The following is a 13,820-nucleotide window of genomic DNA, read 5'->3' as shown; positions in this document are numbered from 1 at the left end:
CTCTCTGCCATGCACACGATCACGCGCATTGCCGCTACCGCCTGCTCCGCCCTCGCCCTCTGCCTCACTCTCGCCTCCTGTTCCGAGTCCAGCCAGGACAAGGAGGCCCAGGCCAAGCAGGAGGGCTACGACCATCTCGTCGCGCAGCAGCCGGCGGGCCGGATGGAGTACTCGCCCACCCGCGAGTCGATCAACCAGTGGGTCAAGACCTGGGGCAAGCGCGGCAAGCTCTCGTACGTCTACATCCAGAACGCCAAAGGCGAGTACGGGTACTTCGTGATGAAGGGACTTCCCGTGCCGCGCTGCAAGATGCTCACCCCGACCGAGCGCGTGGAGCGGGGCGAGAGCTGGTCGGCGGTGCTGCCGCAGCCCGGCATGGACGGCACGTACACGACGGGCTCCACCTGCAACGCGTACTACGGCTTCGACGCCACCACCGGCGCGTACATGGAGTTCACCGTCGGCACGAACCAGTCCTTCTTCCTCTTCGACCGGCCCATGGCACTGCCGGAGTACGCCGGCGCCACACGGCTTGGACCCACCTCCATGAAGGACGTCAAGTCCCCGCACTGACAGGAGCCCCCATGCCCTGGTGGAAGCGTCGCCGGACCTTCCATGGTCCGTTCTCGGTCGTCGACCGTCTGCAGGAGCGTGCCGACGAGCTGGCGCTCGCGCGTCCCGGTACGCCCAAGGCGCTGGCCGCCGCGCGGGACGCGGTCGCCGCTGCCGAGAAGCACGCACAGGACGAACGCCGTCGCGGGACCGGTGTGGGCCGCTCCGGCCAACGGCGGCTCGCACGAGCGCTGTGGCGCGAAACGTCCGCGCTGCTCGTCGCCGAGCGGGGACGCGAGACGGAGCGTCCGGCCCTGCGATGCTGGGACACCTGCACCCTGCTCCTGGATCTGCGCTTCGTCAGCGAAGCGACGGTGGCCGACGAGCTCACGGGAGAGGTTGTCGGCTACCTGGGAGTCCTCACCGCCGCCCTCGCCGAGCTCGGACGGCATGAGGACGTGCCGCGCCTGCTCGCGGCCGCGGAAGCCGCGGTGGCGGAGACGAACGGGCCGCGCACCGAGCAGGCGCGGGCACGTCTCGCCGTCTACCCGCTCGCGATGGCCGCCGACACCTACGCCGCCGCCAGGATCGCGGGCCAGTGGCCTCTGGTCGCCCTGGAGGCGACCCGGGCGACGTCCGCCGGACGGCAGGCTGTCGAGACCCTCCGGCGCCACTCCGCCGAAGGTCCGACCGAGATCGTCGAGTTCGCCCGCGCACTCCAGCTCGTCGGCCGGCTGCTGCTCGTCGCCGAACGGGTCGAGGAGTCCGCGACCGTGCTCGACGAGGCGATCGCCGCCCTCTCCGGCTGGGCCAGGCGCGGGCCCGCCCTCGCCGCCTTCCTCCAGGGCCTGCGCGCGGAGCGTGCGGGGCTGGACGACGTCCTCGCCCGGCGGCGGAGGTGACGAGAGCCTCCGTACGCACGGGCGCCCGTTCTCCACGGCTCCTGCCTAGACTCGTGGCCATGGCCCAGTCCCCCGCCGCCGACGTCGACTCCTACCTCGCCGCCATCACCGGTGAGCGCGCCCCCGCGCTCGCCCGGCTGCGGGAGCTGTGCCGGACCGAGCTGACCGGGTTCACCGAGTCCATCGCCTACGGCATGCCCGTGTACGCCCGCGACCGCGACGGGACCGCGGAGATCGCGTTCGCCAGCCAGAAGCAGTACATCTCCTTCTACCTGATGCGTTCGGACGTCGCCGAGGCCTTCGCCGACCGGCTCGCCGGCCAGGACATGGGCAAGAGCTGCCTCCGGTTCCGTCGGCCCGCCGCGATCGACTACGACCTCATCCGCGATCTTCTGGCGGCCGTGGCCCGCACGCCGGGACCCGTCTGCTGAGTCCTCGCGCTGGACCCGCCCGTCGTCGGATCGCCAGGGCGTTCGCCCTCCTGCATCCGGCTCCTTGGCCCCCGTCGTCCCGGGACGAACGGCCGGTCGCGTCGGTCCCTCCGCACGGCAGAGTGCGAGCATCGGCACGCCGAACCTGTGAGGTGGCCTCGCCCATGCGAGCAAACGCGGGGTTCCGGTACGCCGTGGGGCGCTCACTGCCCCTGCTGCTGATCTCCCTCGCCGCCGGGCTGGACGTGTGGACGCCCGACGAGGAGCGCTTCGACCGGTTCCTCTTCGCCGCTCCGGCACTGGCCGCGGCGACGTGGAGCGCCCTCAGCACGGCGGCCACCGGCCTTCTGGCCATGGTGGTGATGGCGGTCCTGGCCGCCGCACGCGGGCTCGACTTCACGCCCGGCGTGGTCGCCAACGAGGTGGTCCTGGCCGTCGTGACGGTCGCCGCGGCCTGGTCCAGCCACATGCGTCAGGAGCGTGAGGCCGAGCTCCGCGCGGTCTCCACCGTCGCCGAGGTACTCCAGCACGTGGTGCTGCGACCGCCCCCCGAACGGCTGGGCGACATCGATCTCCGCCTGCTGTACGAGCCCGTCACCCCGCCCGCCCGGATCGGGGGCGACTTCTACAAGGCGCTGAGCGTGCCCGGTACACCCGCCTGGTCGTCCAGGTCGCCGACCCCACGGCGACCGTCGCCCTCATCGAGCGGGCCGTCACCGCCGGGGCCGCCCGCTGACGGCCGGCCCCGTACACCCGGACTAGGCCGCGCCGCCGTCGCCGGGGCGGACCAGGCCCGTTTCGTAGGCCAGGATCACCAGTTGGGCGCGGTCGCGGACGTCGAGTTTGGCGATGGCCCGGGTCACGTGGGTCTTGGCGGTGAGCGGGCTGATGAAGAGCTGCGCGGCTATCTGGTCGTTGGACAGGCCGGTGGCGATCAGGCGGGTCACCTCCCGTTCCCGGGCGGTGAGCACCGCGAGTCGTTCGGCGGTGTCTCCGGCGGGGGCCGGGCGGCCGGCGAACTGTTCGATCACGCGGCGGGTGACGCTCGGGGAGAGCAGCGCGTCGCCGGCGGCCACCGCGCGGACGGCCTGGCGGAGGTCGTCCGGTTCGGTCTCCTTGGTGAGGAAGCCGCTGGCGCCCGCGCGCAGGGCCGCGAAGACGTACTCGTCGGTCTCGAAGGTCGTGAGGACGATGACCCGGCAGTCCGGCAGGTCGGGGTCCTCGACGATCGTCCTGGTCGCGGTGAGGCCGTCCATGCCGGGCATCCGGATGTCCATGAGGACGACGTCGGGGCGGAGCGCGCGAGCCGCACGGACGGCCTCGTCGCCCGTACCCGCCTCGCCGACGACATCGATGCCCTCGGCTCGGGCGAGGAGGCTGGTGAATCCGGCCCGTACCAGGGCCTGGTCGTCGGCGAGGAGCACCTTGATCGTCATGGGTGCAAGCCTGGCACGGGAAGGGCCGCCCGTACGACCCATCCGGCGCCGTCGGCGCGCGGTCCGGCGAAGAAGTCGCCGCCGAGGGCTCGTACCCGCTCGTCCATCCCCCGTATTCCATGACCGGGTGCGTGCGGTTTGTGGGGCTTGTGTGGTGTGTGCGTCGGGAGGCGACTGCCGTCGTCGGTGACGGTCACCTGCACCTGCCCGTCCCGCCCGTGGTCGTACCGGACCGTCACCTCCGCCCATGACGCCTCCGCGTGGCGGGCGGTGTTGGTGAGGGCCTCCTGGACGATCCGGTGGACGGCCAGGGAGACCGGTGCGGGGATGGAGGCCAGGTCGCTGCCGGACGTCTCCAGGCGTACGTCCAGTTCCGTCGACCGCATCCGGTCGACGAGCGCCGAGAGCTCCGGCACACCCGCCGCCGGGGTGTGCGGGGCCTCCCCCGGCGCGCGCAGTACGTGGACGAGCGCGCGCAGATCCCGTACCGCTTCCGTGCGGACCTGCTGGGCCGTCGTGAGCGCGGCCCGCGCCTCCTGCGGTGAGTCCTCCAGCGCCTCGACCGCGACGCGCAGCTGGATGCCGACGACGGTGAGCGTGTGCCCGACGACGTCGTGGAGTTCGCGGGCTATGTCGAGCCGCGCCTCCGCGATCCGCCGGCCGGCCTCCAGGTCCTGTTCCCGTACGGCTCGCAGCAGGCGCTCGTCCCGTTCGGCGCGCCAGCGCAGGCGGTCGCGGTAAGCGGTCGCGGCAGCGAGGAGCACCGCAAGCCAGAGAGTCTCGGCGCCCAGGGAGCCGAGGGCCTCGCGCGGCGCGGCACCGCCGACCGTCATGTCCCAGGTCGCGGCGAAGGCCAGTTCGGCGAGGCCGACGCCGGCGGCCCACAGCAGGCCGGGGCGGCGGCCGGGACGGTCGTCGGCGGCCAGCGTCGCGTACGCGGCGGACACCGGCCACACCCAGCCGACGTCGGTCAGTCCGGCGGTCCGGAACACGACGACCGCCTGGACGCTCAGCAGCAGCACGGCAAGCGGCCACCTGCGGCGCGCCAGGAGGAGCAGGCCCAGCCACAGGGCGAGCGGCAGGGCTCCGGCGACGTCCAGGCGGCCGCCGAGCCGGGCGGTGCCGGCCAGGACGGCGGCGACGGTGCCGGCCGCGAGGAGCCAGTCGATGGTTCGGGCAGCATGCGGGCGGGGAGTCGTACGGACGGTGGTGGTGGTGGCGCCGGATGCGAGGGATGCGGGGGATGCGGAGGATGCGGGGGCCTCGGTAGCAGGGGCGGCGGGTCGGTCCATGCGGTGATCATGCACGACGGGCTTTCCGTCCCTCCTCGTCACGGGTGGACGTCGCCACTACGGCGAGGGCGACCCACCCCAAGTCGGCGGCGAGCACGAGCCTTTCGACCAGGCCGACGAGCGTGGGCGCGCCGCCCAGGCCCAGCGACGGGCCGCCGTCCATCACGTCGACGAGGAAGACGGCGAGTGCCGCCGTGGTCGTGACCGACGCCGCGGTGAGGACGGTCAGGGCCGTACGGAGCCCGGGCCGCCGGGCCGCGAGCGCCTTGCGGAGCAGTACGGCGGCGGTCGGCAGGGCGGCGAAGGCGAGGAACGCGGCGTTGCCGTGGACGAGTTCGGACGTGGAGGGACGGTGCCAGTGACCGGGCGGGTCCGCCGGGAAGAGGCCCGCGACGAAGATGCCGACCGTCCAGACGCCGAGCGCCATCCGGCCCGCCCGCCGGTGCGTGCCGGCCAGCCGTATGACGAGGAGGGCGGAGGCGGCCGCGACGGCCAGGAGCGCCGCCGGGAGCAGCCAGCCGGCCGTACCGTGCACGTACCGGCTGAGCGTTTCGCTCACCAGGTCGTATCGCGGGTTGAGTGCCTCCACCGCGACCATCGCCAGGGCTCCCGCGCCGAGCAGCGCGAGCGAGGCCCGCGCTCCCCACGTCAGGGCCGAAGCCGTAGTCGAAGTCGAGGGCGTGTACGTCGCCGTCATGTCGTCCTCCTTGGAGTCGTTGTCGTTCCGGTGATCCAGAACCTACGGAGGAGGAGGCGCGGTGACGTCGTCCCGACGAGGTCATCCCGCCGTACACCACATGGTGTGCCGCACGAGGCGGGTACACCGTTCGGTGTAGTCGCGCGTCGTGCGACGCCTATGCCTACGTCTACCGCTGTTCCCAGGCGGTCCGCGTGAGCTCGTACTCGACTTCGCCGTGTTCCGATCCCTCGATCGCGTCCGGCCAGTCGCCGGTGAAGTTCCGGAGGAAGGACAGGCCCGACTTCTCCATGACGCGGCGGGAACGGGTGTTGACGGCCATCGTGTTCGCCGTGACCCGCTCGACCGCCAGTTCCGTGAACCCCTTGTGGATCAGCGCGCGTGACCCCTCCGTGGCGTAGCCGTGGCCCCAGGACGCCCGGTTCAGGCGGTAGCCCAGCTCGACCACGGCGGGGCTGTGCTCGTCCAGCGGCCGGAACTCGAACCAGCCCAGGAAGGTGCCGGTGGTCTTCTCCTGGGCGGCCCAGTAGCCACGGGAGTTCCAGCACGGGTAGTCGCGCATGAGCGCCGGCAGGACCCGCGTCTCGATCGCCTCCCGGGTGGTGGGACGTCCTCCGTTGATGAAGCGCATGACGTCGGGGTCGTCGTCCAAGGCGAGCAGGTGGTCGGCGTCGGCCGTCGTGAACGCGCGCAGGAGGAGTCGGTCGGTCTCGAGGAAGGCAGTCATCCCGAGATCCTCATCGTGGGAGGTCCGTGCCTGCCACCCAATATCCCGGCTCCGCCCGTCAGCCCGCCCGTCAGCCCGGTAGCCAGCCCGGTAGCCAGCTCGGTCGCGTCAGAGGAATCCGAGCACTTCGGCGAGTGCGGCGGGACGCCGCTCCACGGGGAGTGGATCCACCAGGTGGACCCGGCACCCGAGTGCCCCCGCACCGACGTCCGCGACTCGGTCGTCTCCCACCATGAGCGCGTCGCCCGGCTCGACTCCGAGCGCCTCGCAGGCCGCCTGGAAGATGCGGGGATGAGGCTTCTCCATCCCGCACTCGTACGAGAGGACGTACGCGTCCACGAGGTCGTCGATACCGTGTTCGCGGAAGACCGGGCGCAGGTCCCAGCCGATGTTGCTCACTACAGCGACCGGGATGCCTCGCGCACGCAAAGCACGGAGGGTCTTCTCGGTGTCGGGATACGGTCGCCACGCCTCCGGCATGCGAGAACGGTCGTAGAGCGCGTCCGCCAGGTCGGGCACGAGCAGGTCGGGCAGCGGGAGGTTGGCCTCCCGGACCAGGGAGGTGTACGCGGCCCGGTGCCGGTCGGCCGTCAGATCGCGCTCCCGCCACAGGGTCTCCAGGTGGGGCGGCACGCGGCGCGGCGGTACTCCTCCGGGCTGCGCCCCGAACTCCTCCAGCCGCGCCGCGTACGCATCGAGGTCTTCACCGGACACCGCCAGGCCGGCCCTCGCCGTCACCGCACCGAGCCACCGCACGGCCGGTTCGATACGGAAGAGAGTTCCGGAGAAGTCGAACATCACGCCCTTGGTCATGCCGTCGATCTTGACCGTACCGACGGAACGACGGCAACCCTCAGGGCGAAGGCGGCCGTGGCAACCGCGCGTTGTGGCGCCTGACGGGCCGCCATAGACTCACACGGCCCGGTAAGGACATGCGAACGGAGTGTTCCCCCCATGCCCAAGGTCACCGCGATCGCCCTGCTCAAGGCAGCCCCCGGCGCCGAGGACAAGGTCCGCGAACAGGCCCTGTCCCTGGTCGCGCCGTCGCGGGCCGAGCCGGGGAACATCAGCTACCAGGCGTACGTCCACCCCGAGGACCCGAGCGCGTGGCTCGTCTTCGAGGAGTGGGAGGACCGCGCCGCGTTCGAGGCGCACCTGTCGAGCCCGCATCTCACCGAGGCCCTGGCGGCGGGGCCGGGGCTCCTGGTCGCGCCGCCGGCCGAGCACGTGTTCACGGACGCTTCCGTGGAGTGATCCTCGCCTTCGCCTCTGTCCGTAACGGCCCCGCACCCAACGCCGACCAGGCCCGGCGCCGGCACGCTCACCTGGGTCATGCCCTCAGGTCCTCCGTTGCGGGCAGACACTCGGCGAGCAGGTCGACGACGTCGCGCCAGGCTCGCCGCGCGTGCTGCGGGTGGTAGCCGACGCCAGGGACCGTGGGGTGGTCGACCGGCGGGTGGTGGAAGGCGTGCAAGGCGCCTCCGTAGACCGTGAGGCGCCAGTCGACGCCCGCGGCCTGCATCTCGGCGGTGAACGCGTCCCGCTGCGCGGGCGGCATGATCGGGTCTTCCGACCCGACCCCGGCCCACACCGGGCAGCGAATGCGCGCCGCCTCGCCCGGTCGGCCCGTGGTCAGCGCGTTGACTGTCCCGATCGCGCGCAGGCTGGCGCCGTCGCGGCCGAGCTCCAGCCCGACGGCGCCCCCGGTGCCGTAGCCGACGACGGCGATCCGGTCGGGGTCGGTCCGCGGTTCGCTGCGCAACACGTCGAGTGCCGCATGGCCGATGCCCCGCATCCGGTCGGGATCAGCGAGCAGCGGCATGCAACGGGCCAGCATCTCCTCGGGGTCGCCCAAATAGCGCCCGCCGTGAAGGTCGAAGGCCAGCGCTATGTAGCCCAGTTCGGCAAGAGCGTCGGCCCGGCGGCGCTCGACGTCGCTCAGCCCCATGCCCTCTGGCCCGATCAGCACAGCAGGCCGGCGGTCGACACCGGCCGGGAGCGCGAGGTGCCCGATCATCGTCAAACCGTCGGCCGGGTACTCGACCGTACGCGTCGTCATCGTCGTCGTCACGAGACTGGACTGTAGTGATCGTCGATCCCGGTCCGGCCGGTGTTCCGCCACTGGCAGAACTCAACACGACCGCCAGCGGCGCCGAGCCGAATGGGCGATGGGGGCCGGGAGCTTGGGGCCGCGCGCGGGAGGGGATCTCTCGTGATCGAGGCGCCGACGCCCATGGAGCGCGTGATTCGATCGTCACCACTCTTGATTCACTCGCCAGCATGAGGCATCGTGCTTGATGCACGCCTCCAGGTCGCTGCTCCGGCAGGAGGCCATCCCGCCGTCGCCGTACCCGAGGACCCTCATGCCGCAGGACGAGTTCCGCACCTTCGACTTCTTCGCGGAGGGTGCGCTCCCCGTACCGCAGGTGACTCGCGAGCAAGCGGAACGCGTCGGCGCCGAACTGCTCGGTCACGCCGTCCGTGCCGAGGAGCTGGGCAGTCAGCAGGACGCCAACTTCCTCCTCCGCACCGCCGCCACGACCGATGACGACGGCGGCACGGTCCTCGCCGTTCTCAAGGTCGCCAATCCCGCGTTCGGTGTCGTGGAGGTCGAGGCGCAGGACGCCGCCGCCGACCTGATCGCGGCCGCCCACCCCGAGCTGCGCGTCGCCACCGTCCTGCGCCGTCCCGACGGCTCCCCCCGGCGGACGACCGTGGACACGGGCGGCGTGCCCGCCGTCGCGCGGCTGCTGCGCCACCTGCCCGGCGGCTCGCTCTCCGGACCCCGGCACCTGTCCCCCGACACCGTGGCGGCCATGGGTACGGTCGCCGCCCGGGTCAGCACCGCCCTGCGCGACTTCCGGCACCCCGGGCTCGACCGTGTCCTCCAGTGGGACCTCCGCCACGCGGGCCGGGTCGTCGACGCCCTCATCGGGTACGTCGGCGAGGACGACCAGCAGACCGCCGTGCGGGCCGCGGCCTCCGAGGCCCGCGCGCGGGTCGCGGAGCTCGCCGACGCGCTGCCCATGCAGGCCGTGCACCTGGACCTCACCGACGACAACCTGATCCGGGCCACCGGGTCGCGGCGGCCCGTACCCGACGGCGTCATCGACTTCGGCGACCTCACCACCAGCTGGGCCGTCGGCGAGCTCGCCGTGACCCTGTCCTGCCTCCTCCACCACGACGGCACCGAGCCGCACCACGTCCTCCCCGCCGTCCGCGCCTTCCACGCCGTCCGGCCGCTGTCCGCCGCCGAGGCGGAGGTTCTGTGGCCGCTGGTGGTCCTGCGCGCCGCCGTCCTCGTCGCCAGCGGGCGGCACCAGGCCGCCGTCGACGGCGGAACCAACGCGTACGTCGCCGCCGCGCTCGCACGCGAATCGCATGTCTTCGAGCAGGCCACCGCCGTCCCGCTGCCCGTGATGACCCACCTCCTCAAGGACGCGATCGGCCTGGCGGACACGCCCACCGCGACGACCGGCACGTCACCACTCCCGCTCCCGCTCCTGCGGGACCTGCCCGCCGACCGCGTCGCCCTCGTCGACCTGTCCGTAGACGCCGACGCCATGGACCACGGGGCCTGGCTCGACGCCGGCGCCGAGGAACGGCTCACGGCGGCGGCCCTCGCCGACGGCGCGGCGGCGGCCGTCACCGGCTACGGCCAGGTCCGCGTCACGCGGACACCGGCGCTGTCGGCCGTCTCCCCCGCCACCGTGCCCACCGGCATCGAGGTCCGGCTTGCCACTGACGACGTCGCACAGGCGCCTGCCCGGGGCACGGTCCTCGCCGCAGCACCGGGTCACCTGGAGGTCACCTGCGGCCCGCACGTCCTGACGCTGGACTTCCCCTCCACCGCGCACCCGTCGGTCGCCGTCGGCTCGTCGTTCGCGGCGGGCGAGGTTCTCGTACGCGTCCCCGCCGCGAGCCCCGTCCGCGTCACGCTGCGCGCTGCCGACGCCCCCGCCGTACCGCCCCTCGTCCGCCCCGAGTACGCCCCCGGCTGGCTGGCGCTCACCGCCGACCCCGCCCCGCTCCTGGGCCTCCCGGCCTCCGGAGGCACGTACCGCGACGACCTGCTCGGCCGCCGCGGCGCCGTGTTCGCGACCGTCCAGGGGCACTACTACGCCGAACCGCCCCTGATGGAACGCGGCTGGCGCCACCACCTGCTGTCCGCGGACGGCCGCTCGTACCTCGACATCGTCAACAACGTCACGCCGCTCGGCCACGCCCACCCCGGCGTCGAGCGGGCGGTGGCCCGCCAGTTGCGGCGGCTGAACACCAACTCCCGCTTCCACTACGCCTCCGTCGTCGAGTTCACCGAGCGCCTCGCCGCGCTCCTGCCCGACCCGCTCGACACGGTCTTCCTGGTCAACTCCGGCTCCGAGGCGGTCGACCTCGGCCTCCGGCTCGCCATCGGCGCCTCCGGCCGCCCCGATGTCGTCGCGCTGCGCGAGGCGTACCACGGCTGGACGTACGCCTCCGACGCGGTCTCCACCTCCCTCCAGGACAACCCGAACGCCCTCGCCACCCGCCCGGAGTGGGTGCACACCGTGGACTCGCCCAACTCCTACCGCGGCCGGTACCGGGGAGCGGAAGCCACCCGCTACGCCCCCGAGGCCGTCGCCGCCATCGACGCGCTGGCCGCGGCCGGCCGGCCGGCCGGGGCGTTCATCGGCGAGACCTACTACGGCAACGCCGGCGGGGTCGCCCTGCCCGACGGCTATCTCGCCGAGGTGTACGCGGCGGTACGCCGTCACGGCGGCCTGGCCGTCGCCGACGAGGTCCAGGTCGGCTACGGCCGGCTCGGGCACTGGTTCTGGGGCTTCGAGCAGCAGGGCGTCGTCCCCGACATCGTCTGCGTCGCGAAGGCCATGGGCAACGGCCACCCCCTCGGCGCCGTCATCACCTCCCGGGCCGTCGCCGACCGCTACCGCGAGCAGGGCTACTTCTTCTCCTCCACGGGCGGCAGCCCGGTCTCCAGCGTCGTCGGCCTCACCGTCCTGGACGCCCTGCGCGACGAGGACCTCCAGGGCAACGCGGTGCGGGTCGGCGGCCACCTGAAGCAGCGGCTCGCGGCCCTGGCCGACCGGTACGCCGTCGTCGGCGCCGTCCACGGATCGGGCCTCTACCTGGGCCTCGAACTCGTCCGGGACCGCACCACCCTGGAACCCGCGACCGAGGAGACCGCCGAACTCTGCGACCGGATGCTCGACCTCGGCGTCGTCGTGCAGCCCACCGGCGACCACCTCAACGTCCTGAAGATCAAGCCGCCGCTGTGCCTCGACACCGCAGCCGCCGATTTCTTCGCGGACACGCTCGACCTGGCGCTCGCGCAGCTGGGCCACGGCCGCTGACCGGGCGACGGCCCCGTACGGCCCTGCTTTGATCCCGGCGCGTGAATGCGGCAAGGTGCTCGGGACGGACAGACATCGGGAACAGCGAGCGGGAGCAGGAGCAGAGAGAGGTGTCCATGGACGAGATCGATCAGGCGATCCTGCGGGAACTGCAGGTCGACGGCCGCATCCCGTACTCCGACCTCGGGCCGAAGGTCGGCCTGTCGCCCTCGGCCGCGCGGCTCCGGCTCCAGCGGCTGATCGACAGCAAGGCCGTCCAGGTCGTCGGCGTGACCGACCCGATGACGCTGGGACAGCAGACCATGGCGCTCCTCGGCCTGCGCGTCGACGGGGACTCGCGGGCGGTCGCCGACGAGCTGTCCCGGCACGACGAGGTCGTGTACACGGTCCTGACGGCGGGCGGGTACGACCTGTTCGCCGAAGTGGTGTGCGACCGTCCCCACGACCTCCTCGACTTCGTCAACGACGTCGTACGCGCCGTCGAGGGCGTCGCCTCCGTGGACAACTTCCCGTACTTCGGGATCCACACCCACCGCTTCCTCTGGAACGCCGGCGCCTGACGTTCCCTCGCCCTCGCCGGTCTTCGGCCACGCAGGAGAATGGCCTTGCCCGCGCAGGCCTGGTCCTCGCATGATCTGCGGATGGACGACACACCGAGCAGCTTCCCGACCGCCCTGCCCGCGTTGCGTTCCCAGGCGCGCGACGCGGGCTTCGCCATGTCCAGCGAGGACCGCACAGGAAGCCTGCTGGCGGCCCTGGCCGCCGCCAGGCCCGCGGGCCGGATCCTGGAACTCGGCACCGGAGCCGGGGAGGGCACCGCCTGGCTCCTCGACGGCATGGACTCCGCCTCCCACCTGACCACCGTCGAACTCGACCCCACCGTCCAGGCCATCGCCCGGGAGCAGTTGGGTGCCGACCCACGGGTCACGTTCGTCGCCCAGGACGGCGGCACCTGGCTGGAGGAGTTCGACGGCGCTCCCTTCGACCTGGTCTTCGCGGACACCTGGCCGGGCAAGTTCACCCACCTCGACCGCGCCCTGGACCTCGTGGCTCCCGGCGGGACCTATCTGATCGACGATCTCCTCCCCCAGCCCGGCTGGCCGGAGGGGCACGAAGTCTCCGTGAAACGCCTGCTGGCAGAGCTGGACACACGCGAGGACTTCCGATGCGTCCGCCTGGCATGGGCAACCGGAGTACTGATGGCAGTACGGACAGCCTGACGCCCTCAGAGGTAATCCATCAGCGTCTCGAAGCCCACGGCGGCGCAGTACTCCGACACACGCCTCTCCGCCTCCTGGTCGCCGTGGGCGACCGCCTGGGACGTGTCGTACAGGATGTGACTGCCCGCGTGGTCGAGGTGCTCCCGATCAACCACCTTCGCCGCGGACATCACCGCCGCAGCGGTGATTACAGGCTCGTTGCCGTATCCCTTCTCGGGCGGATCATGGGTGACCCGCTGCCAAGCCCACAAGTCCCAGCAGTAGTCCTCCCGCCAGGACGCGACCCGTTCCGGGTCGGGCTCCTGCTCGCCGCAGGCCGAGAGGAGCCCCGTCAGGGCCACGACCAATAAGGCCGACACCTTCCGCCTGCCTGTTCTCCTCATGCGCAACACTCCCGTCGACAGCGGTTCGGCCCCACCATGGATCGCAGCCTGCCGGTCAGCCAACTGTTGTGGCTACTCGGCCAGTTCCCGCAGCCACGGATGGCCGGGGTGCACGCGGGTCAGCCAGCCGCTGAGGGCTTCGCGCCGTGGACGGTCGAGGAGCGGCAGGACTCCTTCGAAGTCCGCCTGGTCCTTCGGGCGGGACGCCTTGGCCTTGAAGAGGAGCACCAGCTCCGGTGCCAGGAACGGGATGCCGTCGGAGGTCCGCTCGATCAGGGCGTCGTAGGGCAGTCGCAGGCTCTCGTCGCGCCGGCAGATCCACGTTCCGCCCTCGTGCGGCTCCCGGAAGACGTCGAAGAGGTAGCGGTCGGTCGCCCGATCCCGTACCCAGGTCTGGTGCGTGGCGGCGAGCGCCTCGGCTCCCGGATCGGCCCAGACGCGTCCGGAGCCCACGGCGTCGAACGCGTACTCGGGGAAACGGTCCCGGATCTCCGCGAAGCCGGCGACGGGAACCGCGATCTCCAGGTCGCCGTGGGGCCGCGACTGCCCTCCGCGGAACAGGTCGAGCGCCCAGCCGGCCGCGACGTACCAGGGCGCGTCCGCATCGGCCAGTCGCTCCGCGACCTGCTCCGGCCGCCAGGCGTCCGCCCACCGGGCGTCGATCTCGTCCGGGTCGAGGACGGCGCCGCCCGGCGGCATGGTCTCGGTCATCGGACCAACGTATCCCGTCGGCAGGGGGGTTCGGAGCCCGTCCGGCGTGGACGTACCGGTTCGAGGGGTGTTCCGGTGAAAGCGCGAAACACCGGCACGAGGTCGCCAGGATGGCGGC

At 72.4% G+C, this 13,820-nt stretch carries 15 protein-coding genes; 7 read left to right on the top strand and 8 right to left on the bottom strand.

Annotation, left to right across the window (positions count from 1 at the left end; translation table 11 throughout):
* Window positions 1–9 precede the first annotated feature (9 nt).
* Genes ACFC0Z_RS05880 through ACFC0Z_RS05870 form a run of 3 tightly spaced genes read left to right on the top strand, consistent with a single transcriptional unit; the run spans window position 10 to window position 1,885 of the window.
* Entirely contained in the window at window positions 10–573 is a 564-nt protein-coding gene (locus tag ACFC0Z_RS05880; RefSeq protein WP_376433116.1) for a hypothetical protein, read from the top strand.
* A gap of 11 nt (window positions 574–584) precedes the next feature.
* The gene (locus ACFC0Z_RS05875) at window positions 585–1,454 is read left to right on the top strand and encodes a hypothetical protein (RefSeq protein WP_376433114.1); all 870 of its coding nucleotides are present in this window, start codon (window positions 585–587) and stop codon (window positions 1,452–1,454) included.
* Window positions 1,455–1,513: 59 nt separating this feature from the next.
* A complete protein-coding gene (locus ACFC0Z_RS05870) occupies window positions 1,514–1,885 on the top strand; it encodes an iron chaperone (RefSeq protein WP_376433112.1) in 372 nt (123 codons plus the stop codon).
* A gap of 758 nt (window positions 1,886–2,643) precedes the next feature.
* Here the strand turns inward: ACFC0Z_RS05870 and ACFC0Z_RS05865 are convergent.
* The 5 genes from ACFC0Z_RS05865 to ACFC0Z_RS05845 all read right to left on the bottom strand — a co-directional run bounded on the left by ACFC0Z_RS05865 (window position 2,644) and on the right by ACFC0Z_RS05845 (window position 6,850).
* Window positions 2,644–3,321: a response regulator gene (locus ACFC0Z_RS05865; RefSeq protein WP_376433110.1), complete on the bottom strand. Its 678-nt coding sequence runs from the start codon at window positions 3,319–3,321 to the stop codon at window positions 2,644–2,646.
* On the bottom strand, window positions 3,318–4,613 hold the full coding sequence (locus ACFC0Z_RS05860; protein WP_376433108.1) for a sensor histidine kinase: 1,296 nt from the start codon (window positions 4,611–4,613) through the stop codon (window positions 3,318–3,320). Before ACFC0Z_RS05860 ends, ACFC0Z_RS05865 begins: the two co-directional genes overlap by 4 nt.
* A gap of 7 nt (window positions 4,614–4,620) precedes the next feature.
* Window positions 4,621–5,310 carry a DUF998 domain-containing protein gene (locus tag ACFC0Z_RS05855; protein ID WP_376433106.1) on the bottom strand — a complete coding sequence of 230 codons (690 nt, stop codon included), beginning with the start codon at window positions 5,308–5,310 and terminating at the stop codon, window positions 4,621–4,623.
* 169 nt (window positions 5,311–5,479) lie between these two features.
* Entirely contained in the window at window positions 5,480–6,037 is a 558-nt protein-coding gene (locus ACFC0Z_RS05850; protein ID WP_376433104.1) for a GNAT family N-acetyltransferase, read from the bottom strand.
* A 108-nt stretch (window positions 6,038–6,145) separates the two neighbouring features.
* A complete protein-coding gene (locus ACFC0Z_RS05845; protein WP_376433102.1) occupies window positions 6,146–6,850 on the bottom strand; it encodes an HAD family hydrolase in 705 nt (234 codons plus the stop codon).
* A 141-nt stretch (window positions 6,851–6,991) separates the two neighbouring features.
* Between ACFC0Z_RS05845 and ACFC0Z_RS05840 the strand changes: the two genes are divergently transcribed.
* Window positions 6,992–7,291 (top strand): putative quinol monooxygenase, encoded by a 300-nt coding sequence (locus ACFC0Z_RS05840; RefSeq protein WP_376433100.1) that lies wholly within the window; start codon window positions 6,992–6,994, stop codon window positions 7,289–7,291.
* Window positions 7,292–7,367: 76 nt separating this feature from the next.
* Here ACFC0Z_RS05840 and ACFC0Z_RS05835 read toward each other — a convergent pair whose 3' ends face one another.
* Window positions 7,368–8,096, bottom strand: coding sequence for a dienelactone hydrolase family protein (locus ACFC0Z_RS05835; RefSeq protein WP_376433487.1), 729 nt, complete (start codon window positions 8,094–8,096; stop codon window positions 7,368–7,370).
* Between the two features lie 304 nt (window positions 8,097–8,400).
* Here ACFC0Z_RS05835 and ACFC0Z_RS05830 point away from each other — a divergent pair, with 304 nt between their 5' ends.
* From ACFC0Z_RS05830 to ACFC0Z_RS05820, 3 genes are all read left to right on the top strand, one after another.
* Window positions 8,401–11,388: an aminotransferase gene (locus ACFC0Z_RS05830; protein WP_376433485.1), complete on the top strand. Its 2,988-nt coding sequence runs from the start codon at window positions 8,401–8,403 to the stop codon at window positions 11,386–11,388.
* 116 nt (window positions 11,389–11,504) lie between these two features.
* Entirely contained in the window at window positions 11,505–11,948 is a 444-nt protein-coding gene (locus tag ACFC0Z_RS05825) for an Lrp/AsnC family transcriptional regulator (RefSeq protein ID WP_376433098.1), read from the top strand.
* Between the two features lie 81 nt (window positions 11,949–12,029).
* On the top strand, window positions 12,030–12,608 hold the full coding sequence (locus ACFC0Z_RS05820) for an O-methyltransferase (RefSeq protein ID WP_376433096.1): 579 nt from the start codon (window positions 12,030–12,032) through the stop codon (window positions 12,606–12,608).
* A 5-nt stretch (window positions 12,609–12,613) separates the two neighbouring features.
* Here the strand turns inward: ACFC0Z_RS05820 and ACFC0Z_RS05815 are convergent, their stop codons facing one another.
* Both ACFC0Z_RS05815 and ACFC0Z_RS05810 read right to left on the bottom strand, forming a co-directional pair.
* Complete coding sequence (locus ACFC0Z_RS05815) at window positions 12,614–13,054, bottom strand: hypothetical protein (RefSeq protein WP_376433094.1); 441 nt, start codon at window positions 13,052–13,054, stop codon at window positions 12,614–12,616.
* Window positions 13,055–13,063: 9 nt separating this feature from the next.
* Entirely contained in the window at window positions 13,064–13,702 is a 639-nt protein-coding gene (locus ACFC0Z_RS05810; RefSeq protein WP_376433092.1) for a nucleotidyltransferase domain-containing protein, read from the bottom strand.
* Window positions 13,703–13,820 lie beyond the last annotated feature (118 nt).

Source organism: Streptomyces sp. NPDC056144 (assembly GCF_042264145.1).
Lineage (GTDB): Bacteria > Actinomycetota > Actinomycetes > Streptomycetales > Streptomycetaceae > Streptomyces.
This window is presented reverse-complemented; position numbering and strand designations above follow the sequence as displayed.

Coding starts and splice junctions, on each gene's coding strand:
- ACFC0Z_RS05860 (WP_376433108.1), bottom strand. CDS start 4,613: ATGGACCGACCCGCCGCCCCTGCTACCGAGGCCCCCGCATCCTCCGCA.
- ACFC0Z_RS05855 (WP_376433106.1), bottom strand. CDS start 5,310: ATGACGGCGACGTACACGCCCTCGACTTCGACTACGGCTTCGGCCCTG.
- ACFC0Z_RS05835 (WP_376433487.1), bottom strand. CDS start 8,096: ATGACGACGCGTACGGTCGAGTACCCGGCCGACGGTTTGACGATGATC.
- ACFC0Z_RS05810 (WP_376433092.1), bottom strand. CDS start 13,702: ATGACCGAGACCATGCCGCCGGGCGGCGCCGTCCTCGACCCGGACGAG.
- ACFC0Z_RS05880 (WP_376433116.1), top strand. CDS start 10: ATGCACACGATCACGCGCATTGCCGCTACCGCCTGCTCCGCCCTCGCC.
- ACFC0Z_RS05825 (WP_376433098.1), top strand. CDS start 11,505: ATGGACGAGATCGATCAGGCGATCCTGCGGGAACTGCAGGTCGACGGC.
- ACFC0Z_RS05820 (WP_376433096.1), top strand. CDS start 12,030: ATGGACGACACACCGAGCAGCTTCCCGACCGCCCTGCCCGCGTTGCGT.
- ACFC0Z_RS05865 (WP_376433110.1), bottom strand. CDS start 3,321: ATGACGATCAAGGTGCTCCTCGCCGACGACCAGGCCCTGGTACGGGCC.
- ACFC0Z_RS05850 (WP_376433104.1), bottom strand. CDS start 6,037: ATGACTGCCTTCCTCGAGACCGACCGACTCCTCCTGCGCGCGTTCACG.
- ACFC0Z_RS05845 (WP_376433102.1), bottom strand. CDS start 6,850: ATGACCAAGGGCGTGATGTTCGACTTCTCCGGAACTCTCTTCCGTATC.
- ACFC0Z_RS05875 (WP_376433114.1), top strand. CDS start 585: ATGCCCTGGTGGAAGCGTCGCCGGACCTTCCATGGTCCGTTCTCGGTC.
- ACFC0Z_RS05870 (WP_376433112.1), top strand. CDS start 1,514: ATGGCCCAGTCCCCCGCCGCCGACGTCGACTCCTACCTCGCCGCCATC.
- ACFC0Z_RS05830 (WP_376433485.1), top strand. CDS start 8,401: ATGCCGCAGGACGAGTTCCGCACCTTCGACTTCTTCGCGGAGGGTGCG.
- ACFC0Z_RS05840 (WP_376433100.1), top strand. CDS start 6,992: ATGCCCAAGGTCACCGCGATCGCCCTGCTCAAGGCAGCCCCCGGCGCC.